A 24,408-nucleotide genomic window follows, 5' to 3' on the forward strand; every position below is an offset into this window, starting at 1 on the left:
CAGGCTTGTGCTGTCCTATTTGTAGGAGCGATTGAATCATGAAGAATAATAGACTGTTTAGAATTCTATACTACGTCCTAGAGAAGGGTAAAGTAACGGCTAATGAATTGGCTGAGAAATATGAAGTCTCGGTCAGGACCATATACCGAGATATCGATGTTATCAGCAGTGCAGGCATTCCGATTTATGCGACTCAAGGCAAGGGTGGCGGCATCGAAATTTCTGATGACTTTGTACTGAGGAAATCACTCCTTTCTGGGGAAGAACAGGAGCAGATTTTAATCGCCTTGAAAGGACTGGAGGAAACAAGTAAAGAATATGAGAATGAGCTTCTGACAAAACTGTCGGCACTCTTTAAAATGAAAAATACTAATTGGATAGAGGTCGATTTTGACAGCTGGCAGGGGAATAAAGCCGATGCATTATTTAGAGACATAAAGTCAGCCATTATCGATAAAAATATTGTAAGATTCAGGTATTTTTCCAGCAGTAAAGAAGAGACTTATAGAGAAGTCAAGCCAATCAGGCTTTTATTTAAAAGCTGGGATTGGTATGTCTATGGTTTTTGTTTGCTCAGAAAAGATTTTAGATATTTTAAACTGTCTCGTATCAAAGGCTTTGAAACGTGTCGGGATCGCTTTAACGATCAATTCGACAGTATTGTTTTGCCAAGGGAAGTAAAGACTGAAGGTACAGTAGCAATCAAAATGAAATTTGATAAAACAGCAGCATTTAGGGTCTACGATGAAATGGCAGAAAATGCTGTAGAAGATAAAGAGGGCAATCTCTATGCTGAGATAGAACTGCCTAATGATGACAACCTTTATCGTTATATTCTTTCATTTGGAGATGCGGTAGAAGTTTTAGAACCAGAGGATGTTCGAAAGCAAATGAGAGAAATGACTATTAAAATGGCCAAAAAATATAGAACCTGACAAATGGTGTCAAGTATCTTCCTGTACAATAGAACTATCAAAATACAGGAGGATTAGATCATGAAATACGAATGGAGAAAACAGGAAAAAACACTTTATGGTGTCAAGCAGACACCGGTCGTAGTAGAAGTACCCAAACAGCAGTTTATCCTGATAAAAGGCAAAGGTAATCCCAATGAAGCGGATTTTTCAGATAGGATATCCGCCCTATATGCGCTGGCCTATGCTATCAAGATGCAGTATAAGAAAGATATGAAAGATAGGTCCGATGCTGAAGTGACGGATTTTACCGTCTATCCTTTGGAGGGACTTTGGGAAAATGGTGATGAGTCAGCATTTGATAAAAACAAACTGACCTATACACTGATGATTAAACAACCTGATTTTATAAAGCAGAAGGATTTTACCAAGGCGCTTGAGACTGTTAGAAAGAAAAAGCCTAATGACTTGTATGATGAGATAGGCTTTGAAGAAGTAAAAGATGGCAAAGCTATTCAGATCTTACATATGGGAAGCTACGATGATGAACCCAAGTCTTTTGCATTGATGGATCAACTTACCAATGATCTTAATCTTACACGAACGGCCGATTTTCACAGAGAAATCTACCTAAGCAATCGCAACAGAACAGCTGAAGACAAGCAAAAAACTATACTTAGGTACTCCGTGAGGTAAATACATGGAAAACGTTATCCAATAAGTGTGTGAGGCAGGAATGATGAAAACCGTTTATATGTATGTCCAAGATACCATGGCCGATTGGGAGCATGGCTACTTGATGCAAGCTCTGAGTTTACAGGTCATGTTGAAAAAGCCCAAAGTTTCTTTTAAAACGGTAGGCAGGACAAAAGCGCCGATCAGGACAGCCAGCGGCATTACTCTAGTACCAGATTTAAGTCTAGATGATATAGATGTTGCGAGTACAGCAGCTTTGGTGCTCATTGGCGGTGAGACTTGGCTGGATAAGGAGCAAGCAGCTATTTTGAACCTTGCGGCCGAGTTGTTACAGGAGGGATTCTTGGTTGCCGCTATCTGCGGAGCTACCTTGGGTCTGGCCGACCGTGGTGCCTTAAATACACGTTTCCATACGAGCAATGCTTCTTTTTATCCAGAAATGAGTCCCCATTATACTGGGCAGATATATTATAAGGATGATGTGGCTGTTTGTGATGGCAATTTGATCATAGCAAGTTCTGCTGGTTCACTCTTGTGGGCAAAACTGATTGTTGAAAAATTAGACTTGTATGCTAACAAAACAATCGAAGCTTGGTTTGACTATTTCTCTACGGGAGATGTTGCCGCTTATGCCAGATTGATGTCCTCATTCTCAGAGTGAGGAGACCTGATGAAGAAAGCGATTATCCTCCTGCGTGGCGTTACGCCGACCGGGCCAAATAAAATCCCCAAGATGGCTTATCTTAGAGAGATTTTAGAAGTGGCAGGTTTGCAGTCCATAGAGACCTGTATCCAAAGTGGGAATATTATTTGCGAGACAGATTTAGCTGATAAAGACATCAAAAATCTCGTCCACGATACGAAAATATCGGAGCGGATTTGTCCGTCATTATCAAAAATCCTGAGCAGTTAGCGAAAGCTGCGCAGGAAAATCCTTTTAGTGAGACCTATGATAGTTCACGCATTCATCTGGTTTTCACCAATGATACTATTTCTTCAAGCAAACTAGCAGAGCTTCTAGCACAAGACTTTGGGGATGAGGCGCTGTATGCAGGTAGCCAGTGTCTTTATATGTATTTACCCAGAGAAGCTAAAAAGAAAAAGTTGAATACTAATTTTTTAGAAAAGACGTTGGGCATCCGAGCCACCATGCGGAAGCTTAGTGTCACGAAGCGTTTGAGTCAGCTGTGAAAAAGAATGACAAAGGGAGTGGGAAAGAACCCAAAAATTGAAAGTTTTGGTTCGTATTCCCACTCCCTTTAGGATCATTTAGTCAAATACAGTCACAATTGGTTCAGCTGATGACCAGTCAGACAATTGGTCGAAAAATTGGGTGAAGACCGGTGTTTGGTTGTGGCTATCGATAGCTTCTTGATTTTCCCACTGTTCAATCATGATAAATTGATTGGGCTTGTCCACAGCTTGATAGAGCTGGTAGCTGCGGTTTCCTTTTTCTTGTCTTGAGGATTCAATCAGTGGTTGAATCGCCTGCAAGAAATCTTGACGATTATCCTCTTTAATAAAGAACGTGGCGTTGATTGTTTTCATAAATGGCCTCCTTGTAATAGATAATACTGGTAACAGTCTATAAATTTATAGACTAAATGTCAATATTTTGTTGCTTTCTAACATAGAGGGCAGCTACATATTATCTTTACCCCAAGTGTTGAGTTTGAGTAAAAGTTTCAATAGTTCTTGTCCCTTTGCTGTTAAGCGGTACTGAGTGTGAAAAGGTAAGGTTTGTAGGTCTGTTTTGAGCACTAGGCCATCGACTATTAAATCGTTTAAAGCGCGTGTCAGCATGGTTTTGGTGATTCCCTCTACTTCACGCTTTAACTGGTTAAAACGAATAGGCTCATGCTGTGAGATAATCCAGATAATATTGAGTTTCCATTTTCCCGAAGTACTGTCCATTAATCTTGATACCCCACAGTTCCAGTGTGTGTTTGTTTGCATAGCAGGGTCTCCTAAGACAGTGGTCACAAAAAAGTGACTACTGTTTTTTCATTATTAGCTTTATTATAATGAAATTGTTAAGAAACACAAAGGAGGATACAAGATTATGGAAAATATTTTAAACTTTTTGGATGAACGTCGGTCTGTCAGGCATTTTGATTCCCAAGTCATCTTGGAAAAAAGTGTGATCGTCGACATACTGAAACATGCCAGTTACGCTCCATCTGGTAATAATTTCCAGCCTTGGCGGGTAGCGGTCGTCGCTGATAAAGAGAAGCAAGAACGTCTTGCAGCATTTGCAGCAGGGCAGCTGCAAGTCAAGGAGGCATCCGCAGTCTTTTTGCTCTTTGGTGATAAAAAGGCCTATGACTTAGAGTGGTGGCAGGATTTTCATCTTCAGCATGAGGCTATTTCAAAAGACAAAGTAGCTGACAAGCTATTAAGAATAGAGAGATATTTTAGCTTGCATCCCGACGATAAGGATGTTGAAGGCTTACGACTGGATGTTGGTCTCTTTGCTATGAACCTCATGCATGTTGTCCGTACCTATGGTTATGATAGTGTGCCGATGAGAGGAGTGGATTTTGAGGCGGTGAAGGACTACCTAAAACTCTCTTCTGATTGGGAACCTATTTTAATGCTGTCTGTGGGGAAAGCCTTAAAATCTGGTCATCCCCATGTTAGGAGAAAGGTAGGAGAGTTTTTGATTTTTATTGATTAATTAGCTCAACTGTTCTAGGTCGCCCGTCACCCCTGTTTTATTTATGGTAGAATAAGTAGAAAGAATTAAAATAGAAAGTGCACCTATGAGAATAGCAGACTACTCTGTGACCCGTGCCATTTTGGAGCGTCACGGCTTTACCTTTAAAAAATCCTTCGGTCAGAATTTTTTGACTGATACCAATATTTTACAGAAGATTGTCGATACGGCAGAGGTTGACAAAAATGTTAATGTCATCGAAATTGGGCCTGGTATCGGGGCTTTGACCGAGTTTTTGGCGGAGAATGCGGCAGAGGTCATGGCTTTTGAGATTGATGAGCGCCTGATTCCGATTTTAGCAGATACCCTGCGTGATTTTGACAACGTGCAGGTAGTCAATCAAGATATCCTCAAGGCTGATTTGCAGACGCAGATCCAGAGCTTTAAAAATCCAGATCTGCCGATTAAGGTGGTCGCAAACCTCCCTTATTACATCACGACACCGATTCTCATGCATTTGATTGAAAGTAAAATTCCTTTCCAAGAGTTTGTGATCATGATGCAGAAAGAAGTGGCAGACCGCATTTCGGCTGAACCCAACACCAAGGCTTATGGGTCGCTGTCGATTGCAGTGCAGTATTATATGGAGGCTGAGGTAGCCTTTATCGTGCCTCGCACTGTTTTTGTACCAGCGCCAAATGTTGACTCAGCCATTCTCAAAATGGTACGCCGCAATCAGCCCTTGGTGGAAGTGCAAGACGAGGATTTTCTTTTTGATGTCGCAAAAGCCAGCTTTGTCCACCGTCGCAAGACCTTGTGGAATAATCTGACCAACCGCTTTGGCAAGTCAGAAGATATCAAAGCTAAATTGGAAGCCGCTTTGGAGCAGGCAGAACTCCAGCCATCTATCCGCGGCGAAGCCTTGTCTATTATGGATTTTGCTAGATTGGCAGATGCGTTAAAAGATCAAAGACTTTGATAGGTTAAAAGAGTTGAAGTATGATAATACCAGAATTTCTATCTTGTTAAGACGATAGGGGGAGTCTGCATAGTCTCTTTGAGCTGATGTCATGATGTAATCGTGGCCCTTAAGCCAGCCTAAAGCGGAAAACCTAAATGAATGTGACGACCATCGTTCATCTTATTTCCGATCTCCAAAGGTCTAAGGGACCTTTGTAATCGGGAAATAAAGCTTGCAAAGTAAGTGTCAAAAACGGTCTGGGGAGAGAATGTTTCAGGTCACCACCTTAAAAGTAGGGAGTGGGATCAACCAAAAATTTTCAATTTTTGGTTGATCCCACTTTTTTTAATACCCAAAATGCCTAATAAGAAGGCTCGCAGTTTGAAAGGAAAGTGATGTCATTGGCTATCAATGATAGGTCTAATCTATTTAAAATATAAAAAACATTAATTTGTGTAATGAATTCGCTTGCAATATAATGGGGGTGAAAAAAATTTAAAGGAGATAAAAAATGGAAAATCTAACTGTTGTTGAACAAATGGCTAAATGGGTTGCTACAAAAAATTTTGCTGACCTTTCGCAGGAAGAAGTAACTGCTTTGAAGGGGCGTGTGCTTGACGCTATTGGTTGTGCCATTGGTGCTTTGAATAGCCAGACAATCAAGAATATCCAGCAAATGACGCATGATTTAACTGCTGATGGCTCGGTGACCATGATTGGTGGGGGAAAAACCACACCGGATTATGCAGCCTTGTTTAATGGTGCGGCTATTCGTTATTTAGATTATAACGACTCCTATTTAGCTAAAGGAGAAACCTGCCATCCATCTGATAATATTTCAGCTATTTTGGCAGCGACAGAACACAATCATGGGACTGGGAAAGATTTTCTTCTTGGTCTAGCGATTGCTTACCAAATCCAGTGCCGGCTTTCTGATGAGGCTCCTGTCAGGAAACATGGTTTTGACCATACTGTTCAGGAAGCTTATGGGGCTGCAGCTGGTGCGGCTAAGGCTTTGGGACTGACACAGGCACAAATTGCAAATGCTATCGCCATCTCAGGAACTAGTTATAATTCTCTGCGGGTCACTCGGACGGGTGCACTGTCGAACTGGAAGGGTTTGGCAGCACCGAATACAGCCCGCGGTGCAATGTCTTCGGCTCTCTTGGCAAAGTATAATATTACAGGTCCACGAGAAGTTTTTGAAGGCAATAAAGGTTTCTATGAAACTATTGCTGGTAAGTTTGAAATCGACTGGGAAAAAGAAGGATTGGAACGTGTTTTAAAGACAATTATCAAGCGCTATAATGCTGAAATTCACTCCCAGTCTTCAATCGAAGGGCTGATTGAATTTAGAAATAAGGAACACCTTGCTCCGGAAGCTATTAAGGAAATTCGTTTGGATACCTTTGATGTTGCGTTTAATATTATCGGAGGGGGTGAAGAAGGCGATAAGAAACAAATTCGCCTCAAAGAGGAGGCTGACCACTCGCTTCCATACATGCTGTCAGCTGCTTATCTGGATGGTCAGGTTTTGCCAGCCCAGTATGAACAAGATCGGATTCTAAGGGATGATATTCAAAATCTTTTGCAAAAGGTAACCGTTAGGGAAAATCCTGAGTTCAGCAAACGTTTTCCGAATGAGATGGCTATCAGATTGGAAGTAGAAACCAATGATGGTCATATTTATAGGATTGATAAAGATGATTACCAAGGCTTCACCTCAAGACCGGCAAGCTGGGATGTCCTTTTGGAAAAATATCATTTGCTGACAGAATCTATTGACCAGACTCTAGCTCAAAAAATTGCAGATACAATTGCTCGGCTTGAAGACATTGATATTAGTGAGTTAACCAATTTATTGGCAAAAATTTGATAAGTCTTGGTTTGGATAACGGAGCATGGGCTTGCGGATTGTGTCAAAAAGATGAGTTCTCCTAGAATCTTTGATGATTCGTCGTCGGACTCCCTATTTTGACTTTATCCGCAGACGCCCTTTGCGACACGACGTTTGGTTGGTCGATTTTACTAACCAAACGAAGTTAGTGGGAGAGGCAGCCAATTCACTCTAGTGATTGGCGTTTGTTATTAAGTGTGAAGCACTTAGGTAACAAGCCTCTGCCATATCTTAATAATCGAACACGGGCTGCGGCTTGTGCAAAAAAGATAGTTTCTTCCTAGACGCAAGCGTCTTCGTCGAACCTCCTATTTTTGCTTGATCCGCGGACGCCCTTTGTATCTTATACGAGGAGGTTAAGAATGCTAGTAGATTTACCAGTGAGTATTTACCGTGGTGGGACTAGCAAAGCAGTTTTTATTGATGAAGCAGTTTTGCCAAGTGACCTCGGCGACAGAGAGAAAATTCTCTTGAAATTGATGGGAAGTCCTGATGCCAGACAAATTGATGGTCTGGGTGGGGCTGTTTCAACGACAAGTAAGGTGGCTATTATTTCTAAAGAGACGGTTAATGACTGGGATGTCAATTATACCTTTGCACAAGTTGCTGTGGATAAGGCCGTTGTCTCTTATTCTGGAAACTGTGGAAATATTTCGTCTGCAGTTGGTATTTATGCCATTGAAAATAATTTGGTTAAAACCAGCTCACCCCAAACCTTGGTCCGAGTTTATAATACAAACACCAAGAAAGTAATCAACGAGTATATCCCAACGCCAGATGGGCGATTGACCTATGAAGGAGATTTTGAGATATCTGGCGTTCCGGGTAAAGGCTTAAAAATTGAGCTGGAATTTCTTGAGCCTGCGGGGGCGTTCAGTGGGCAATTATTCCCAACGGGACAAGCAAAGGATGTCATAACCTTAAGTGATGGGAAAGATATTGACGTTTCCTTAGTTGATGTCGCCAATCCCCTCGTCTATATTCGGGCAGAAGATATTGGCTTAGAGGGAATCGAGACCCCTGAAATGATTGATAGCAAGGATAGTCTCCTGCAGCTTTTGGAAGAAATTCGCGGTAAGGCAGCCGTACTGATGGGAATTATTAAAGACCCTAAAGATAGTGCAGTTCTGACTCCAGGTGTCCCTAAGCTGACAATTATTTCTAAACCAAAAACTTACCTGACTAAAGAAGGAAAAGAAATAAAAAAATCCGATTTTGATATTGCTGTCCGTATGATGAGTATGCAAAAGGCTCATAAATCCATTGCTTTGACAGGTGCCCTATGCACTGGAGCAGCTACTCATCTAAAGGGAACGATACCTTATGAGTTGGTTCAGGATAGAGAGATTGGCGATAAGCTGGAGATTGCCCATAGTAGCGGCAAGATTTCGGTTTCTGTCAAGAGTGAGATTGTTGAAGGAAAAACTGTTATTAGGTCTGTTTCGAGTTATCGGACAGCCAGAAAGATTATGACAGGAACGGCCTTTATTAAGGGGGAATAGTCCTATGCTAGCTATACTCGGATATTTAATGATCATTACCTTCATGGCCTTATTGCTAGGCAAAAAAATTAGCCCCTTTGCAGGACTAATTTTGGTTCCGTTAATTTTTGGAATAGCAGCGGCTTTGATAACCGGCGTCCCATTTTTGAAAACTTTTGAATGGGTCTATCAAGGACTTTATTATGCTGTCGGTAGTGGAGGAAAAATCACAACAGGGGTTGCACCGACTATTACCCTCTTACTTTTTGCCATCCTTTATTTCTCTGTTATGCTGGATGTTGGTTTATTTGATCCCTTAGCCGTTATGATGATCAAATGGGCTAAGGGGGATCCGATGAAGATTATGGTTGCTGCAGCAGTCATTACGCTGTCGGTTTCCTTAGATGGTGACGGTACAACGACCGTTCTGATTGTTACAGCTTCGATGTTGGTGCTGTTTAAGAAGATGAAAATGAAGCAGATTTATTTGGCGGCCATCATCGGTTTTGGTAATTCTGTTATGAACTTGGTGCCTTGGAGCGGTCCCATGGCGCGTGCAATGCCGGTCCTAAATATTGGGCCTAAGGAATTCCTTTTACCAGTCCTTCCGGGGATGGTTGCTGCAGCGCTCTTAGCTATTTTTCAGGCTTATACGTATGGTAAGAAGGAGAGAAAACGACTCGGCTATGTCAAAGGACAAGGAATCCTCACTCAGTCTGAAACACAAAGTATTATTGATGATGTCACTCTGACAAACGTTGAATACAAGCGGCCTAAATTGATTTATTTCAATCTTATTATGACGGTGGCCATCATGGTTTTGCTGGTGTTGGATATCGTCAACGGAGGAATCCTCTTCTTAGCTGGGACAGCTATTGCTCTGATTGTCAATTATCGTGATCTATCTCTTCAAAATTCCCGTTTACTGGCAAATGGTGCCGAAGCTCTCGGCCCAGTCTCCTTGGTGTTCGGTGCTGGGGTCATCATGGGTGTTTTAAATGGTAGCGGCATGAGCGCTGCTATTGCGCATCAGTTGGTATCAATGATTCCCCATAGCTTGGGAGGTTATATCCCTCTGATTTTTGCTCTGATTTCTTTGCCTGGTTTGTTCTTCTTGCCAAACGATGCTTTCTATTTTGGCTTATTACCTGTTATCGCACCAATTGCTTATTCTTATGGGGCAACGCCTGTTCAAATTGGGGTAGCCTCTTTAATGGGGCAAGCTATTCGTTTCGCCAGCCCCCTCGTTGCTTTCTTATATGTCTTAGTTGATCGGACGGAAGTAAGCTTTGTGGAATATCAAAAGGAATATTTGAAATGGGGCTTTGCCAGTTTCGTTTTACAGACGAGCATTGCTGTTTTGACAGGAGCCATCCCGATTTAAATACTGTGTTTGCAAATTTCGATAAAGGCTTTAGCAAAACTAGGAAGCTGTCTGTTTTTACGGTAGGCGACTACTAAATCAACATAGACTTTCTGCTCCAGCGAAAAAAATTTTATTTTGGCGTTGTCATTTAAATGCTTGGTATGTGAAGCATTAATGAAACAAACGCCCAGATTGTTGGCAACAAGGTTGGCGGCAGTCTCGATATTTCGGGTTTGTAAAACCTGCTTTGGCTGGAAGTGATTTTCTAGGAAGATATTGTCGGAAATATGCCTTGAAAATTGGTCTGGCTGGTGTAAAATGAATAATTCATCAGCCAAGAGATCTAGGCTTAGAGAGGGATAGTCTCCCTCTTTTTTTAGATGGCTTTGTCCTACTAGATGGTGCTTGGCAGGCAGAGCAATTAAGATTTCTTCTGATTTTATTTTTTTGATTTCTAGAAGGTGATTTTCTTGGGTCCGATTCATTAGAGCCAAATCCACATTTCCATTTTCAATGAGGTAAGGAAATGAAGCGGATGAGGATTCATTTAATTGAATATCGACATTAGGAAATTCTTTATGAAATTTAGGTAACAACTCTGGCACCAAATAGGAACTTCGCAAAAGGGGGATAGCTAAACGCAAACGGCCAAATTTATTATTTAAAGCATTCTGTACAGTATCGTTAAAATTTTCTTGAATGCGAAGGATTTGTAAACCATACTTTAAAAATTCTTCTCCAAGGTAGGTTAGCTCAAGTTTCTTTCCACGCTGGTAAAAAACGTCAAAACCCAATCTTTGTTGCATATTTTTGATATAAATACTTAGAGACGGTTGGGTAATGTATAAGGCCTTTGCGGCCTTGGTGATACTGCCGTAATCAATAATTGTTTTAACATATTCAATATCTTTAATCTCCATGATCTACCTCTTTCTAGACAACTTAATCTTCCTTTGCTATTATAGCACTAAATAAATTGCAGCGAAGCAGCGGCCTGTTCAAGAGGATTCCGTTTTAACTGCTTGTTGGAATCACTTGCTAGCCAAAGATTTTAAGACAATTTCTGATGGGTCCCCGCTTTCTGATAAGGTGATTGTATTAATGTTAGTAGCAGACTGCTTGGATAAGATTAGGAGGAAAGAGATGAAAATCAAACGGCTATCCTTGGTCAGTGCTCTGCTTTGGTTTTCGCAAGCGTTCTTACATTTCCTGCTGCTGATAGGAGCTCCGTTGGGGCAATTTGTTTTTGGCGGAGTTTATACGGTTTTCCCGCTGTGGCTGAAACCAGTTAATCTGGCTTTATTCTTGCTTTGGACCTTCTTTGGTTATAGTTATTTGCTTTATGGCGGGATTCTAAAATCATCTTGGCAGGAAAAAACACTTACTAGAATTATCCAGCTTGTCACGGTCTTTCTAGGTTTAGCCACTTGCTTTAATTTCTTTGTCAGTAACAGCTTTTTTGAAAAGTACGTGACAGGAGTCATCACGTTCTTAGCTTTTTTGATTAGTCTGTTTTTGCTTTATAATCACAAAAATCTCCCACCCGATTAAGGTTGAGAGATTTTTTGCCCTATGGCTAAATATAAGTGAAACCTATAAAAGGCCATAGGTTATCAGGTCTTCACGACTTAGTATTTTAAGGAAAGGACGGGATTTGAACCCGCGCGTGAACAGAGTCCACTTGCCGGATTTCGAGTCCGGTGCCGTACCAAGCTGGGCCACCTTTCCAAAAGAGTCTTTTGAAAATGAATTGCTTCACTATCAATTGTGAGTTACCTAAATCCATTTTTATCTGACTTTGTAAATGTATTGATTGAAAAGAAACATCACAGGAAGAAAACCCACCTGTGATTAATCTTTCTCAATCAAATGCGGAGGAAGGGATTTGAACCCTCACGCCCGTACGGGCACATGCGCCTGAAGCATGCGTGTCTGCCGTTCCACCACCTCCGCATACACAACTATTATAGCGTATTTTCTGAAAATTGCAAGGCTTTGTTTCTGCCCCCAAGAGAGGGTCTTTTATGGTATAATAAGCCCATAAAATTCATAAAGGAGCTCATTTGCAAGGTAGAATTATCAAGGCTTTAGCAGGTTTTTACTATGTTGAGTCAGCCAACCAGCTTTATCAGACCCGAGCCCGGGGAAATTTCCGCAAAAAGGGGCAGACCCCCTATGTTGGCGATTGGGTCGATTTTTCGGCGGAGGAGAATTCTGAAGGCTATATTTTAAAGATTCATGAACGGAAAAATAGTTTGGTCCGGCCACCTATTGTCAATATCGATCAGGCTGTGGTTATCATGTCGGCCAAGGAGCCGGATTTCAACAGTAATCTTTTGGATCGCTTTCTAGTGCTCTTGGAACATAAGCGAATTAGGCCTATCGTTTATATTTCTAAGATGGACCTTATCGAGGATGATGGACAGATGAAAGCTATCCGCCAGTGCTATCGGGCTATTGGCTACGATTTTTACTGGTCGCTGGATGAGCTCATCCCTAAATTAAACAATCAAGTAACTGTCTTTATGGGGCAAACAGGTGTAGGTAAATCCACCCTCCTTAATAAAATAGTCCCTGAGTTAGCGCTTGAAACCAATGCTATTTCCGATAGTTTGGGGCGGGGCCGTCATACGACACGGGCGGTCAGTTTCTATAATGCTTGTGGGGGAAAAATTGCGGATACACCAGGATTTTCTTCCATTGACTATGAACTTTCCGATAGTGTCCAGCTCAATCAAGCTTTTCCTGAGCTTCAAAAAATTAGTCAGAGCTGTAAATTTCGCTCCTGTACCCATACTCATGAGCCAGATTGTGCGGTTAAAGCCGCCCTAGGGACTGGACAGCTTTGGTCTAGTCGTTATGATAATTACCTCATCTTTCTCAGTGAAATTGAGAATCGTCGAGAAACCTATAAAAAGGTCATCAAAAGAAAGTAGGATTAATCTTCTATGGTCAATAAAATTGCTCCCTCTATTCTAGCTTCGGATTATGCTAATTTTGCTCAAGAACTCCATCGGATTGATCAAACCAGTGCGGATTATGTTCATATTGATATTATGGATGGTCAGTTTGTCCCTAACATCAGTTTTGGGGCTGATGTGGTAGCTAGTTTACGCAAACACAGCAAGCTGGTCTTTGACTGTCACCTGATGGTGGTCGAGCCTGAACGCTATGTGGATGCCTTTGCACAAGCTGGTGCTGATATTATGACTATTCATGCTGAAGCGACCAAGCATATTCACGGAGCTCTGCAAAAGATAAAAAAAGCAGGCCTCAAGGCTGGTGCGGTCATCAACCCAGGCACTCCAGTTTCAGCTTTGGAGCCGGTTCTCAGCTTGATTGATCAGGTACTGATTATGACTGTTAATCCAGGTTTTGGTGGGCAGGCTTTTATCCCTGAAATGCTAGATAAGGTTAAAACAGTAGCGGCTTGGCGGGAAGAAACAGGTTATGACTTTGATATTGAAGTTGATGGTGGTATTGATGATAAAACTATCAAAGCTTGTAAGGACGCTGGTGCCAATGTTTTTGTTGCGGGCTCTTACCTCTTTAAGGCCGATGATTTAGCTAGTCAAGTTCAAACCCTGCGAGATGTCCTCAATGCCTAAAACAGTCGCCCTTTTAGCAGGTGGTTGTAAGGTTCAGCTTCCTGAGACTTTCGACCTTTACGTCGGCATTGACCGTGCTTGCCTCTGGCTTTTGGAACAGGGATTTCCCTTGGATTTAGCCATTGGGGATTTTGATTCTGTTACTGTCGAGGAGCTAGCCTTGATTAGGCAGCAGGCAGGGAAAATGATTCAAGCCCCAAGTGAGAAGAATGATACGGATACTGAACTAGCAGTCAAGACCGTATTGAGTCAGTACCCCAAAGCCGTCTTGACTATTTACGGAGCATTTGGCGGCCGTTTGGACCACACTCTCAGTAATCTTTTCCTGCCCAGCGACCCTGAAATTGCTCCTTTTATGCAGGCTATCAGCTTATTGGATGAGCAGAATGCTGTCAGCTATCTGCCGGCTGGTAAACATCAGATTCTACCTGATTCTGCTATGACCTACGTCTCTTTTATGGCTTCTCAAGAAGCAAACTTGATGATCAAAGGGGCTAAGTATGAACTGACACCGGAAAATTATTTTAAAAAACAAATTTATTCCAGCAATGAATTTACGAGTCAAGCAATAGAGGTTAGCCTAGATCAGGGTTACCTCATTGTGATTCAAAGTAAGGATAAGCTATGACCCTCATTTTAATTCTCATAGGCCTAGCCAGTTTAGGTCTCTCTCTTTATGTGCTGAGTAAATTATCCGTTCTCCACAGCAAACTGGCCAAGAAGCTGGATGATAATGCAGACAATCTGTCTGAGCAGGTTTCCTATCAGTTGGATCTGGCTAAGAAGGATCAGCTTCTGGCTCTCAATCAGGAGTTGGGGCGGCAAAAGACAGAAATCTATCAACAGTTGTCGGAAATTCGAGATGTCCTTCATAAAAATCTCAGCGATAATCGGGATCGATCGGATCAAAGGCTGGAACAGATGACACAAAGTTTGAGTACGGCTGTTAAAGAAATGCAGGCTTCCAATGAAAAACGTCTAGACCAAATGCGTCAGACCGTTGAAGAAAAATTAGAACAGACTCTGCAAACCCGTCTGCAGGCCTCCTTTGCAACGGTTTCTAAACAGTTGGAATCCGTTAACCGAGGCTTGGGTCAAATGAAGACCGTAGCCCAAGATGTTGGCACTCTCAATAAGGTTCTGTCCAACACCAAAACTCGAGGGATTATGGGTGAATTGCAGTTGGGCCAAATTATTGAAGATATCATGACAGACAACCAATATGAGCGAGAATTTGCGACGGTAAAGGGATCCAGCGAGCGGGTAGAATATGCTATCAAACTCCCTGGGAACCATGATGGTGAGTATGTCTATCTGCCCATAGATTCCAAGTTTCCTTTGGAGGATTATTACCGTCTGGAGGAAGTCTATGAATCCGGTGACAGTCAGCAGATTGAGACCTATCGTAAGTCGCTTCTGGCTAGTCTCAAGCGTTTTGCCAAGGACATTCAAAAGAAATACCTCAACCCACCAGAAACCACCAATTTTGGGATCATGTTTCTACCAACAGAAGGCCTCTACTCAGAAGTGGTTAGAAATTCAGCCTTCTTTGATGCCTTGAGACGGGAGGAAAATATTGTTGTGGCAGGCCCCTCTACCCTATCTGCTCTGCTCAATTCCCTCTCCGTTGGCTTTAAAACTCTCAATATTCAGAAAAATGCTGATGATATTTCTAAAATTTTAGGCAATGTCAAAACTGAATTTGGAAAATTTAGCGGCATGTTGGTCAAGGCACAGAAGCAGCTCAATACAGCAAGTAAGACTGTTGATAGTCTTCTAACAACTAGGACCAATGCTATTGTTAAAGCTCTGGACACGGTTGACGCTTATCAAGATTCAAGTACCCAATCGTTACTGAATATCCCTCAAGCAGAAGAAGGTGAGGATTCTCATGAAAATTAATCAAATGAAGAAAGATGAGCTTTTTGAAGGTTTCTACCTGATAAAAAAGGCTGAATTAAGAAAGACTAGGGCTGGTAAGGATTATTTGGCTATGACTTTTCAGGATGATTCAGGAGAGATTTCTGGGAATCTTTGGGATGCCCAGCCTCGCAATGTAGAAGAGTTCACGGCTGGTAAGGTTATCCACATGCAAGGGCGGCGGGAAGTCTATAATGGCGCTCCTCAGGTCAATCAGATTACCTTGCGTAATGTTAAAGAGGGTGAACCGAATGACCCAGCTGATTTCCGTGAAAAATCTCCTGTTGACATTGCAGAGATTCGCGATTATCTAGAGGGGATGATGTTCAAGATTGAAAATGCTACTTGGCAACGAATTGTCCGAACGCTCTATCGCAAGTTTGATCAAGCCTTCTTTACCTATCCAGCCGCTAAGACCAATCATCATGCTTTTGAAAATGGCTTAGCCTATCATACGGCAACTATGGTTCGCCTGGCAGACAGTATCGGAGACATCTACCTCAATCTCAATAAGAGTCTCCTTTTTGCAGGAATTATGCTCCATGACCTAGCCAAGTGCATTGAGCTCTCTGGTGTTGACGGAACCGAGTATACCATTCGCGGTAATCTTATCGGCCATATCGCACTGGTTAATGAAGAAATTACCAAAGCTATCATTGAGCTGGGGATTGAAGATGACCGTGAAGATGTTACGATTCTTCGCCATGTGGTGCTCAGCCACCACGGTCAGCTGGAGTACGGCAGTCCCGTTCGCCCGCGAATTATGGAAGCTGAGATTATCCACTTAATTGATAATATTGATGCTGAAATGATGATGATGACAACAGCTCTGACACAAGTTGAAGACGGAGAAATGACCAGTCGGATTTTTGCCTTGGAAAATCGGTCCTTCTACAAACCAAAACTGTAAAATAAAGATTAAAACGAATATTTATTGGATAAATGTTCGTTTTTTGCTGCTTTTATGATACAATATGAGTAAAATAATAAGGAATGGGAAAACGAATGAAATTAAGAAGAAGTGAACGGATGGTTGTTATTTCTAACTACCTGATTAACAATCCCTATAGTTTAACCAGCTTGAATACTTTTGCCGAGAAGTATGAAGCCGCTAAGTCATCTATCTCAGAAGATATTGCTATTATTAAGCGAGCCTTTGAAAACAGCCATATCGGCCATATTGAAACTGTGACAGGTGCTAGCGGCGGTGTGATTTTTACACCTAGTATCTCACAGGAAGAAGCTAAAGCAATCGTGGTAGATCTCTGTCGGCGCCTATCTGAGAGTGACCGAATTTTGCCAGGTGGCTATATCTATCTATCTGATTTGCTCAGCACCCCCAGTATTTTACAGAGCGTCGGGCGGATCATTGCCAGTGCCTTTGCTGGTCAAAAGATTGATGCTGTGATGACGGTGGCTACTAAAGGAGTTCCTCTGGCAAATGCGGTTGCCAATGTTCTCAATGTCCCTTTTGTGATTGTCCGGCGTGATTTGAAAATTACAGAAGGATCAACTGTTTCGGTCAACTATGCTAGTGGTTCCAGCGACCGGATTGAAAAAATGTTTCTTTCGAAGCGCAGTCTCCAGCCTAACAGTCGTGTTTTAATTGTTGACGACTTCCTCAAAGGAGGAGGAACGATCAGCGGAATGATCAGCCTGCTCAAGGAATTTGAAAGTGAATTGGTTGGAGTTGCTGTCTTTGCAGAGAATGCACAAAAAGAGCGGGCCCACTTATTTGACTACAAGTCTCTCTTGACCGTCTCAGAAATAGACATTAAAAATAATTTGGTGAAGGTAGAATTGGGGAATATCTTTAAGCGTTAAGAATTAAGAAAAACATTAAGGGAGTGTCTACTATTAGTAGGTAGGCGCTCCTATTTAAAAGTTTCTAGTTGGCCAAATTTGTTCATGATTGCTTACAAATTTTCTAAATAAAGGGCAAGGAATTCTATTTCAGCTTTTTGGTTTTGTGAAAATGTTAAGTTAAGACAAGATATTGACAAAATACTGGTGTTGTAGTATTATGATAGATGGTACTTTTTACTTTTGGTCTCTCCAAAGTGTACAGAGACGTGCTGACAAATGTTGCAAAGTACACCCAGATAGGTACCTGTCACCAAGTACTCTATCAACCAAAAATAAAATTTTACAGGAGAAAATGTAGATGCCTACAATCAACCAACTGGTACGTAAACCACGTAAATCTAAAGTTGAGAAATCTAACTCACCAGCACTTAACGTTGGTTATAACTCTCACAAAAAAGTTCCAACAAATATTTCTTCACCACAAAAACGTGGTGTTGCTACGCGTGTTGGTACTATGACACCTAAGAAGCCTAACTCTGCCCTTCGTAAATTCGCTCGTGTCCGTTTGAGCAACTTGATTGAAGTTACAGCTTATATCCCAGGTATCGGTCATAACTTGCAAGAACACAGTGTTGTGCTTATCCGTGGCGGACGTGTTAAGGACCTCCCAGGGGTTCGTTATCACATCGTCCGTGGTGCGCTTGATACTGCAGGTGTTGCTGACCGTAAACAAGGCCGTTCTAAATACGGTGCTAAACGTCCTAAAGGATAATAGAAGGGGGATAAGAACTAATGAGTCGTAAAAATCAAGCGCCTAAGCGCGAAGTGTTGCCAGATCCATTGTACAATTCAAAACTTGTAACGCGTCTTATCAACCGTGTTATGCTTGATGGTAAGCGTGGTACAGCTGTTAGCATCGTTTACGGTGCCTTTGACCAAATCAAAGAAGCCACTAGCAATGATGCTCTTGAAGTTTTTGAAACAGCAATGGAAAATGTCATGCCTGTACTTGAAGTACGTGCTCGCCGTGTTGGTGGGTCTAACTATCAGGTCCCAGTTGAAGTTCGTCCAGAACGTCGTACAACTCTTGGACTCCGCTGGTTGGTAAATGCTTCACGTGCACGTGGTGAACACACGATGCAAGACCGTTTGGCAAAAGAAATCATGGATGCCGCTAATAACACAGGTGCTTCCGTTAAGAAACGTGAAGATACACATCGTATGGCAGAAGCCAACCGTGCTTTCGCGCATTTCCGCTGGTAAGCGTAAGATGCAGAGAACGAGTCTGCAGACGAAAAATAGGAAATCGAAGCAGAACGCAGTCGTGTTCAATGAGGTTTGTCTTTTTTTCGTTGTCGGCAGATTGTTCGAGCTACTAAACTGTTGCTTTAGTCTAAACTCAATTATTTAAGATACAGAGATGAGGAGAGCAAGGTCAAAATAGGAAAGCTGACAACGAGGCTTCAGCTTCTAGGCAGTTTTATCTTTTTGAATTGGTCGCTCTTGAGTCGCGTTCAATTAAACCAAGATTCAAGGAGTTAGCAGATCCTGAAAAATAGGGAACTGATGTTATGCGGTTACGCATAAGGGAGTTCATTTTTCACTGAAAGTGTGCAACTCGTGCTCAATTGAAGTGAGGAACGTTAAGAAGGAGCTGCTCAATTTAGAATGATAGGTTGATTGAACACTATCTTACTCGTACAAGTTAATAAACATTTTAGAACGGGTAGGTCCCTGCCTATCCGTTTTTTCCAAAAATATAGATTTATAGGAGAATCATTCATGGCTCGCGAATTTTCATTGGAAAAAACTCGTAATATCGGTATCATGGCTCACGTCGATGCCGGTAAAACAACTACTACAGAGCGTATTCTTTACTACACTGGTCGTATCCACAAAATCGGTGAAACTCATGAAGGAGCTTCACAAATGGACTGGATGGAACAAGAACAAGAACGCGGTATCACTATCACCTCAGCTGCAACAACTGCACAATGGAAAGATCACCGTGTTAACATCATTGACACCCCAGGGCACGTAGACTTTACTATTGAAGTACAACGCTCTCTCCGTGTTCTTGATGGTGCGGTTACCGTTTTGGATGCTCAGTCAGGTGTAGAACCTCAAACTGAAACTGTTTGGCGTCAGGCAACTGAATATGGAGTTCCCCGTATTGTTTTTGCTAACAAGATGGATAAAATTGGTGCTGACTTCCTTTATTCAGTCTCTACGCTCCACGAACGTCTGCAAGCTAATGCTCACCCAATTCAATTGCCAATTGGTGCTGAAGATGATTTCCAAGGAATCATTGATTTGGTAACAATGAAAGCTGAAATCTATACTAACGACCTTGGTACAGATATTTTAATTGAAGATATTCCAGCTGAATATGTCGACCAAGCTAACGAATACCGTGAAAAATTGATTGAAGCTGTAGCAGAAACTGATGAAGACCTCATGATGAAATATCTTGAGGGTGAAGAAATCACAGAAGCAGAATTAAAAGCTGCTATTCGTAAGGCAACAATCAATGTTGAATTTTTCCCAGTTCTTGCCGGCTCAGCCTTCAAAAACAAGGGAGTTCAAATGATGCTTGATGCAGTCATTGACTATCTGCCAAGCCCACTTGATATTCCAGCAATTAAGGGTGTTAATCCAGATACAGATGAAGAGGAAGAACGCCCAGCGTCTGATGACGAACCATTTGCGGCTCTTGCCTTCAAGATTATGACTGACCCATTTGTTGGTCGTCTGACTTTTATTCGTGTTTACTCAGGTGTTCTCAACTCTGGTTCATACGTTATGAATACTACTAAGGGTAAACGTGAACGTATCGGACGTATCCTGCAAATGCATGCGAACAGTCGTAAAGAAATTGAAACGGTTTATTCAGGGGACATCGCAGCTGCTATCGGTTTGAAAGATACTACAACTGGTGACTCACTGACTGATGAAAAGCATAAGGTTATTCTTGAATCAATCGAAGTTCCAGAACCCGTTATCCAACTCATGGTTGAACCTAAGACTAAGGCTGACCAAGATAAGATGGCGATCGGCTTGCAAAAACTTGCAGAAGAAGATCCAACTTTCCGTGTTGAAACTAACCCAGAAACTGGTGAAACAGTTATCTCTGGTATGGGTGAATTGCATTTGGATGTCCTTGTTGACCGTTTGAAACGTGAACACAAGGTTGAGGCTAATGTTGGTGCTCCTCAAGTATCTTACCGTGAAACTTTCCGTGCTTCTACTCAAGCCCGTGGTTTCTTCAAACGCCAATCTGGTGGTAAGGGTCAATTTGGTGATGTTTGGATTGAATTCACACCGAACGAAGAAGGTAAAGGGTTTGAATTTGAAAATGCCATTGTTGGTGGTGTTGTCCCACGTGAATTTATTCCAGCCGTAGAAAAAGGTTTGGAAGAAGCTATGGCGAACGGTGTTCTTGCTGGTTATCCGTTGGTTGACATCAAGGCTAAGCTTTATGATGGTTCATACCACGATGTCGATTCATCTGAAACAGCCTTCAAGATTGCCGCTTCCTTAGCACTTAAAGAAGCAGCAAAAACCGCTCAACCAACCATTCTTGAGCCAATGATGTTGGTAACTATTACAGTTCCAGAAGAAAATCTTGGTGATGTCATGGGTCACGTCACTGCTCGCCGTGGACGTGTTGATGGTATGGAAGCACATGGTAACAGCCAAATTGTTCGTGCGTATGTACCATTGGCTGAAATGTTTGGTTATGCAACGGTTCTTCGTTCAGCTTCACAAGGTCGCGGTACCTTCATGATGGTATTTGATCACTACGAAGATGTACCAAAATCGGTACAAGAAGAAATTATCAAGAAGAACTCAGGCGAAGCTTAATCTGAGATAGGAGTTCTTTGAAGGAGAGAAAGCCTAAAATTCAAAACTAGCAGGTTAAACTTGCTAGTTTTTGTTTGGTTTTCACACTGAATTTGTAACTTTCTGAAAATGGTAAGTGGTTGCAATTTACAGAAAAAGATTATATAATAATCATGTTGAAGGGGCTTTGTGAACGTTCACAAGTTAACCTTTTCACAAATCGTTTAAAGGGCTCGCCCTTAATCAAATTTATATGATTTTCATAAGGAGGAAATCACAGATGGTAGTTAAAGTTGGTATTAACGGTTTCGGTCGTATCGGACGTCTTGCATTCCGTCGTATCCAAAATGTTGAAGGCGTTGAAGTTGCTCGCATCAACGACCTTACAGACCCAGCAATGCTTGCACACTTGTTGAAATACGATACAACTCAAGGTCGTTTCAACGGTACTGTTGAAGTTAAAGACGGTGGTTTCGAAGTAAACGGCCAATTCGTTAAAGTTTCTGCAGAACGTGATCCAGAACAAATTGATTGGGCTAACGACGGTGTAGAAATCGTTCTTGAAGCAACTGGTTTCTTCGCTACAAAAGCAGCTGCTGAAAAGCATTTGCATGAAGGTGGAGCTAAGAAAGTTGTTATCACTGCTCCTGGTGGATCAGATGTTAAGACTGTTGTCTTCAACACTAACCATGACGTTCTTGATGGTTCTGAAACAGTTATCTCAGCTGGTTCATGTACAACAAACTGTCTTGCACCAATGGCAGACGCATTGAATAAAAACTTTGGCATTAAAGCTGGTACTATGACAACTATTCACGGTTATACTGGTGACCAAATGATTCTTGATGGTCCACACCGTAAAGGTGACTTCCGTCGTGCTCGTGCTGCTGCAGCTAACATTGTTCCTAACTCAACTGGTGCGGCTAAAGCTATCGGTCTTGTATTGCCAGAGTTGAATGGTAAACTTCAGGGTCATGCTCAACGTGTTCCAGTTCCAACAGGTTCATTGACTGAGCTTGTGTCAGTACTTGACAAGAAAGTTACTGCTGAAGAAGTAAACGCAGCTATGAAGGCAGCGGCTACTGAATCATACGGTTACAATACTGATCCAATCGTATCTTCTGATATTGTTGGTATGTCATTCGGTTCATTGTTTGACGCCACTCAAACAGAAGTAACTGAAGGTGCTGATGGCACTCAATTGGTTAAAACAGTATCATGGTACGACAACGAAATGTCTTACACTTCACAACTTGTTCGTACTCTTGAATACTTCGCAAAAATCGCTAAATAAGTTCTTATTTAATGATTGTAAAGGCTAGTTTAGGCTAGCCTTTTTTGGTACTTATTTTATGACTTATAATATCTGTGATGAATAACTCTACTTTGGTACGGTAGGGCCTTTTTAATATGGGTTTTATATTTTATACTCAAAGAAAATCAAATAACAGGATGACGTGTAGATGGCTTGAGCATAGTAAGTTAAAGTTAACAATGTATCGTTTTGATTTTAAAGGGGATTAATTGTCATGAGCCTGCAGATGGGATTTCTTAATTAGTGAAAGCTATCACTTTTTGTGGAAGAATTTAGATATAGCTTTGAAATTATGTTATAATGATGGGGTAAAAAATAAATTTTAAGGAGTCCTATCCATGGCTAAATTGACTGTAAAAGACGTTGATTTGAAAGGAAAAAAAGTCCTCGTTCGTGTTGACTTTAATGTACCTGTAAAAGATGGCGTTATCACAAATGACAACCGTATTTCTGCGGCCCTTCCAACTATTAAATACATCATCGAACAAGGTGGTCGTGCAGTTCTATTTTCTCACCTCGGACGGGTTAAAGAAGAAGCTGACAAAGAAGGTAAATCTCTTGAACCGGTTGCTAAAGACTTGGCAGCTAAGTTGGGCCAAGATGTCGTTTTCCCAGGTGTAACACGTGGTCCAAAATTGGAAGAAGCCATTAATGCTTTGCAAGATGGACAAGTTCTTTTGGTTGAAAACACTCGTTTTGAAGATGTTGATGGTAAGAAAGAATCTAAAAACGATCCAGAGCTTGGTAAATACTGGGCTAGCCTTGGTGATGGTATCTTTGTAAACGATGCATTTGGTACAGCTCACCGTGCCCATGCTTCTAACGTTGGTATTTCTGCAAACGTTGAAAAGGCGGTTGCTGGTTTCCTTCTTGAAAACGAAATTGCTTATATCCAAGAAGCTGTTGAAACACCAGAACGTCCATTCGTTGCTATTCTTGGCGGTTCAAAAGTTTCTGATAAGATCGGTGTTATCGAAAACTTGCTTGAAAAAGCAGACAAGGTCCTTATCGGTGGTGGTATGACTTATACTTTCTTTAAGGCTCAAGGTATCGAAATTGGTGATTCTTTGGTTGAAGAAGATAAGCTTGATATCGCTAAATCATTGCTTGAAAAAGCAAATGGTAAATTGGTCTTGCCGGTTGACTCTAAAGAAGCTAATGCTTTTGCTGACTACACCGAAGTTAAAGATACTGAAGGTGAAGCAGTTGATGCTGGCTTCCTTGGTCTTGACATTGGTCCAAAATCTATCGCTAAATTTGATGAAGCTTTGACAGGTGCGAAAACAGTTGTTTGGAATGGTCCTATGGGTGTCTTTGAAAATCCTGACTTCCAAGCTGGTACAATCGGTGTGATGGATGCGATTGTTAAGCAACCAGGTGTTAAATCAATTATCGGTGGCGGTGACTCAGCAGCAGCAGCAATCAATCTTGGTCGTGCAGACAAATTCTCATGGATTAGTACGGGCGGAGGCGCAAGTATGGAGCTGTTAGAAGGTAAAGTGTTGCCAGGTCTTGCTGCACTTACTGAGAAATAGGTCTTGAAGGCTAGAAAAAAGAGACGGATGTCTCTTTTTTCTGTACATCACGTAGAGTTTCTACGAAGCTGCGCGAGTTAGAAAATCTAGCAAGGTATAAAGTATTGCCAGGCTTGGCTGTGTTGACAGAAAAATAAAATTGAGCTCGTCGGTCTCTGCAAAATCTTGATTTTTTAGAAAGAAAACAGAGTCGATATAAAAAATGAGGCTTGGGGAAGTTCTCAGCCTTATTTATTTGGTCAATTTTATTTGCTAGACCAGTGGTTGGGAGAAAGACTTGTTGGCTCTGCAAATAAGTCTTTCCCCTGCACAGTTCATTAGGTGCTTTAACACCAATGAACCACTGCTGATTGGAGGTCCTTATCTGGGACGCTGTCCTATTTTCAGGCATCCCCTTAAACAGTCCACTG

Annotated in this window: 23 protein-coding genes, 2 tRNA genes and 1 pseudogene; 21 read left to right on the plus strand and 5 right to left on the minus strand. The window is 41.7% G+C overall.

The window, feature by feature from the left end; translation table 11 throughout:
• Nucleotides 1–38: 38 nt before the first annotated feature.
• From STRCR_RS03175 to STRCR_RS03190, 4 genes and pseudogenes are all read left to right on the plus strand, one after another.
• Nucleotides 39–935 carry a helix-turn-helix transcriptional regulator gene (locus STRCR_RS03175; protein WP_004228998.1) on the plus strand — a complete coding sequence of 299 codons (897 nt, stop codon included), beginning with the start codon at nt 39–41 and terminating at the stop codon, nt 933–935.
• Between the two features lie 60 nt (nt 936–995).
• On the plus strand, nt 996–1,610 hold the full coding sequence (locus tag STRCR_RS03180) for a GyrI-like domain-containing protein (protein WP_004225707.1): 615 nt from the start codon (nt 996–998) through the stop codon (nt 1,608–1,610).
• Between the two features lie 43 nt (nt 1,611–1,653).
• Complete coding sequence (locus STRCR_RS03185; protein WP_040804397.1) at nt 1,654–2,271, plus strand: DJ-1/PfpI family protein; 618 nt, start codon at nt 1,654–1,656, stop codon at nt 2,269–2,271.
• Between the two features lie 9 nt (nt 2,272–2,280).
• A pseudogene (locus STRCR_RS03190) lies at nt 2,281–2,801 on the plus strand (DUF1697 domain-containing protein).
• 78 nt (nt 2,802–2,879) lie between these two features.
• Here STRCR_RS03190 and STRCR_RS03195 read toward each other — a convergent pair.
• Complete coding sequence (locus tag STRCR_RS03195) at nt 2,880–3,158, minus strand: putative quinol monooxygenase (protein WP_004226296.1); 279 nt, start codon at nt 3,156–3,158, stop codon at nt 2,880–2,882.
• A gap of 93 nt (nt 3,159–3,251) precedes the next feature.
• Nucleotides 3,252–3,566 carry a winged helix-turn-helix transcriptional regulator gene (locus STRCR_RS03200; RefSeq protein ID WP_004228873.1) on the minus strand — a complete coding sequence of 105 codons (315 nt, stop codon included), beginning with the start codon at nt 3,564–3,566 and terminating at the stop codon, nt 3,252–3,254.
• 106 nt (nt 3,567–3,672) lie between these two features.
• Between STRCR_RS03200 and STRCR_RS03205 the strand changes: the two genes are divergently transcribed.
• The 5 genes from STRCR_RS03205 to STRCR_RS03225 all read left to right on the plus strand — a co-directional run bounded on the left by STRCR_RS03205 (nt 3,673) and on the right by STRCR_RS03225 (nt 9,989).
• Nucleotides 3,673–4,287 (plus strand): nitroreductase family protein, encoded by a 615-nt coding sequence (locus tag STRCR_RS03205; RefSeq protein WP_004227439.1) that lies wholly within the window; start codon nt 3,673–3,675, stop codon nt 4,285–4,287.
• Nucleotides 4,288–4,372: 85 nt separating this feature from the next.
• The gene (gene rsmA / locus STRCR_RS03210) at nt 4,373–5,245 is read left to right on the plus strand and encodes a 16S rRNA (adenine(1518)-N(6)/adenine(1519)-N(6))-dimethyltransferase RsmA (RefSeq protein WP_004229261.1); all 873 of its coding nucleotides are present in this window, start codon (nt 4,373–4,375) and stop codon (nt 5,243–5,245) included.
• A gap of 493 nt (nt 5,246–5,738) precedes the next feature.
• On the plus strand, nt 5,739–7,103 hold the full coding sequence (locus STRCR_RS03215) for an MmgE/PrpD family protein (protein ID WP_004229726.1): 1,365 nt from the start codon (nt 5,739–5,741) through the stop codon (nt 7,101–7,103).
• A 383-nt stretch (nt 7,104–7,486) separates the two neighbouring features.
• Nucleotides 7,487–8,626, plus strand: a complete 1,140-nt coding sequence (locus tag STRCR_RS03220) for a 2-methylaconitate cis-trans isomerase PrpF family protein (RefSeq protein WP_004225785.1) — start codon at nt 7,487–7,489, stop codon at nt 8,624–8,626.
• Between the two features lie 4 nt (nt 8,627–8,630).
• The gene (locus STRCR_RS03225; protein WP_004229867.1) at nt 8,631–9,989 is read left to right on the plus strand and encodes a CitMHS family transporter; all 1,359 of its coding nucleotides are present in this window, start codon (nt 8,631–8,633) and stop codon (nt 9,987–9,989) included.
• Here the strand turns inward: STRCR_RS03225 and STRCR_RS03230 are convergent.
• Nucleotides 9,986–10,891 (minus strand): LysR family transcriptional regulator, encoded by a 906-nt coding sequence (locus tag STRCR_RS03230; protein WP_004227398.1) that lies wholly within the window; start codon nt 10,889–10,891, stop codon nt 9,986–9,988. The two genes, STRCR_RS03225 and STRCR_RS03230, sit on opposite strands and share 4 nt — an antisense overlap.
• 223 nt (nt 10,892–11,114) lie before the next feature.
• On the opposite strand from STRCR_RS03230, the gene STRCR_RS03235 reads away from it, so the two are divergent.
• A complete protein-coding gene (locus STRCR_RS03235; RefSeq protein WP_040804399.1) occupies nt 11,115–11,522 on the plus strand; it encodes a hypothetical protein in 408 nt (135 codons plus the stop codon).
• Nucleotides 11,523–11,610: 88 nt separating this feature from the next.
• Here the strand turns inward: STRCR_RS03235 and STRCR_RS03240 are convergent.
• Nucleotides 11,611–11,699 (minus strand) — tRNA-Ser (locus STRCR_RS03240).
• A gap of 142 nt (nt 11,700–11,841) precedes the next feature.
• Nucleotides 11,842–11,924 (minus strand) — tRNA-Leu (locus STRCR_RS03245).
• A 110-nt stretch (nt 11,925–12,034) separates the two neighbouring features.
• Between STRCR_RS03245 and rsgA the strand changes: the two genes are divergently transcribed.
• From rsgA to STRCR_RS03300, 11 genes are all read left to right on the plus strand, one after another.
• A complete protein-coding gene (gene rsgA / locus STRCR_RS03250; protein ID WP_004226492.1) occupies nt 12,035–12,907 on the plus strand; it encodes a ribosome small subunit-dependent GTPase A in 873 nt (290 codons plus the stop codon).
• A gap of 12 nt (nt 12,908–12,919) precedes the next feature.
• On the plus strand, nt 12,920–13,579 hold the full coding sequence (gene rpe, locus STRCR_RS03255) for a ribulose-phosphate 3-epimerase (RefSeq protein ID WP_004228169.1): 660 nt from the start codon (nt 12,920–12,922) through the stop codon (nt 13,577–13,579).
• Nucleotides 13,572–14,207, plus strand: a complete 636-nt coding sequence (locus STRCR_RS03260) for a thiamine diphosphokinase (protein ID WP_004229705.1) — start codon at nt 13,572–13,574, stop codon at nt 14,205–14,207. The genes rpe and STRCR_RS03260 overlap by 8 nt, the downstream gene beginning before the upstream one ends.
• Nucleotides 14,204–15,481 (plus strand): DNA recombination protein RmuC, encoded by a 1,278-nt coding sequence (locus STRCR_RS03265; RefSeq protein ID WP_004228738.1) that lies wholly within the window; start codon nt 14,204–14,206, stop codon nt 15,479–15,481. The genes STRCR_RS03260 and STRCR_RS03265 overlap by 4 nt, the downstream gene beginning before the upstream one ends.
• The gene (locus tag STRCR_RS03270) at nt 15,471–16,409 is read left to right on the plus strand and encodes a 3'-5' exoribonuclease YhaM family protein (RefSeq protein ID WP_004227117.1); all 939 of its coding nucleotides are present in this window, start codon (nt 15,471–15,473) and stop codon (nt 16,407–16,409) included. The genes STRCR_RS03265 and STRCR_RS03270 overlap by 11 nt, the downstream gene beginning before the upstream one ends.
• Before the next feature lie 95 nt (nt 16,410–16,504).
• Nucleotides 16,505–17,323, plus strand: coding sequence for a pur operon repressor (purR, locus tag STRCR_RS03275; protein ID WP_004226317.1), 819 nt, complete (start codon nt 16,505–16,507; stop codon nt 17,321–17,323).
• A gap of 340 nt (nt 17,324–17,663) precedes the next feature.
• Nucleotides 17,664–18,077, plus strand: a complete 414-nt coding sequence (gene rpsL / locus STRCR_RS03280; protein WP_004229404.1) for a 30S ribosomal protein S12 — start codon at nt 17,664–17,666, stop codon at nt 18,075–18,077.
• Nucleotides 18,078–18,097: 20 nt separating this feature from the next.
• Complete coding sequence (gene rpsG / locus STRCR_RS03285) at nt 18,098–18,568, plus strand: 30S ribosomal protein S7 (protein ID WP_004227963.1); 471 nt, start codon at nt 18,098–18,100, stop codon at nt 18,566–18,568.
• 519 nt (nt 18,569–19,087) lie between these two features.
• Nucleotides 19,088–21,169: an elongation factor G gene (gene fusA, locus STRCR_RS03290; protein ID WP_004227233.1), complete on the plus strand. Its 2,082-nt coding sequence runs from the start codon at nt 19,088–19,090 to the stop codon at nt 21,167–21,169.
• Nucleotides 21,170–21,428: 259 nt separating this feature from the next.
• The gene (gene gap / locus STRCR_RS03295; RefSeq protein WP_004226199.1) at nt 21,429–22,442 is read left to right on the plus strand and encodes a type I glyceraldehyde-3-phosphate dehydrogenase; all 1,014 of its coding nucleotides are present in this window, start codon (nt 21,429–21,431) and stop codon (nt 22,440–22,442) included.
• Between the two features lie 359 nt (nt 22,443–22,801).
• Nucleotides 22,802–23,998, plus strand: a complete 1,197-nt coding sequence (locus STRCR_RS03300; protein ID WP_003048864.1) for a phosphoglycerate kinase — start codon at nt 22,802–22,804, stop codon at nt 23,996–23,998.
• The last annotated feature ends 410 nt before the right edge of the window (nt 23,999–24,408 follow it).

Origin of the sequence: Streptococcus criceti HS-6 (assembly GCF_000187975.2) — a bacterium.
Lineage (GTDB): Bacteria > Bacillota > Bacilli > Lactobacillales > Streptococcaceae > Streptococcus > Streptococcus criceti.

Bases quoted from the DNA above. Each gene is read 5' to 3' on its own strand.
- rsmA (WP_004229261.1), top strand. From the start codon at position 4,373: ATGAGAATAGCAGACTACTCTGTGACCCGTGCCATTTTGGAGCGTCAC.
- rpsG (WP_004227963.1), top strand. From the start codon at position 18,098: ATGAGTCGTAAAAATCAAGCGCCTAAGCGCGAAGTGTTGCCAGATCCA.
- purR (WP_004226317.1), top strand. From the start codon at position 16,505: ATGAAATTAAGAAGAAGTGAACGGATGGTTGTTATTTCTAACTACCTG.
- STRCR_RS03270 (WP_004227117.1), top strand. From the start codon at position 15,471: ATGAAAATTAATCAAATGAAGAAAGATGAGCTTTTTGAAGGTTTCTAC.
- STRCR_RS03180 (WP_004225707.1), top strand. From the start codon at position 996: ATGAAATACGAATGGAGAAAACAGGAAAAAACACTTTATGGTGTCAAG.
- fusA (WP_004227233.1), top strand. From the start codon at position 19,088: ATGGCTCGCGAATTTTCATTGGAAAAAACTCGTAATATCGGTATCATG.
- STRCR_RS03185 (WP_040804397.1), top strand. From the start codon at position 1,654: ATGAAAACCGTTTATATGTATGTCCAAGATACCATGGCCGATTGGGAG.
- STRCR_RS03265 (WP_004228738.1), top strand. From the start codon at position 14,204: ATGACCCTCATTTTAATTCTCATAGGCCTAGCCAGTTTAGGTCTCTCT.
- STRCR_RS03200 (WP_004228873.1), bottom strand. From the start codon at position 3,566: ATGCAAACAAACACACACTGGAACTGTGGGGTATCAAGATTAATGGAC.
- STRCR_RS03225 (WP_004229867.1), top strand. From the start codon at position 8,631: ATGCTAGCTATACTCGGATATTTAATGATCATTACCTTCATGGCCTTA.
- STRCR_RS03220 (WP_004225785.1), top strand. From the start codon at position 7,487: ATGCTAGTAGATTTACCAGTGAGTATTTACCGTGGTGGGACTAGCAAA.
- STRCR_RS03205 (WP_004227439.1), top strand. From the start codon at position 3,673: ATGGAAAATATTTTAAACTTTTTGGATGAACGTCGGTCTGTCAGGCAT.
- gap (WP_004226199.1), top strand. From the start codon at position 21,429: ATGGTAGTTAAAGTTGGTATTAACGGTTTCGGTCGTATCGGACGTCTT.
- STRCR_RS03235 (WP_040804399.1), top strand. From the start codon at position 11,115: ATGAAAATCAAACGGCTATCCTTGGTCAGTGCTCTGCTTTGGTTTTCG.
- STRCR_RS03300 (WP_003048864.1), top strand. From the start codon at position 22,802: ATGGCTAAATTGACTGTAAAAGACGTTGATTTGAAAGGAAAAAAAGTC.
- STRCR_RS03230 (WP_004227398.1), bottom strand. From the start codon at position 10,891: ATGGAGATTAAAGATATTGAATATGTTAAAACAATTATTGATTACGGC.
- rpe (WP_004228169.1), top strand. From the start codon at position 12,920: ATGGTCAATAAAATTGCTCCCTCTATTCTAGCTTCGGATTATGCTAAT.
- rpsL (WP_004229404.1), top strand. From the start codon at position 17,664: ATGCCTACAATCAACCAACTGGTACGTAAACCACGTAAATCTAAAGTT.
- STRCR_RS03260 (WP_004229705.1), top strand. From the start codon at position 13,572: ATGCCTAAAACAGTCGCCCTTTTAGCAGGTGGTTGTAAGGTTCAGCTT.
- STRCR_RS03215 (WP_004229726.1), top strand. From the start codon at position 5,739: ATGGAAAATCTAACTGTTGTTGAACAAATGGCTAAATGGGTTGCTACA.
- STRCR_RS03175 (WP_004228998.1), top strand. From the start codon at position 39: ATGAAGAATAATAGACTGTTTAGAATTCTATACTACGTCCTAGAGAAG.
- STRCR_RS03195 (WP_004226296.1), bottom strand. From the start codon at position 3,158: ATGAAAACAATCAACGCCACGTTCTTTATTAAAGAGGATAATCGTCAA.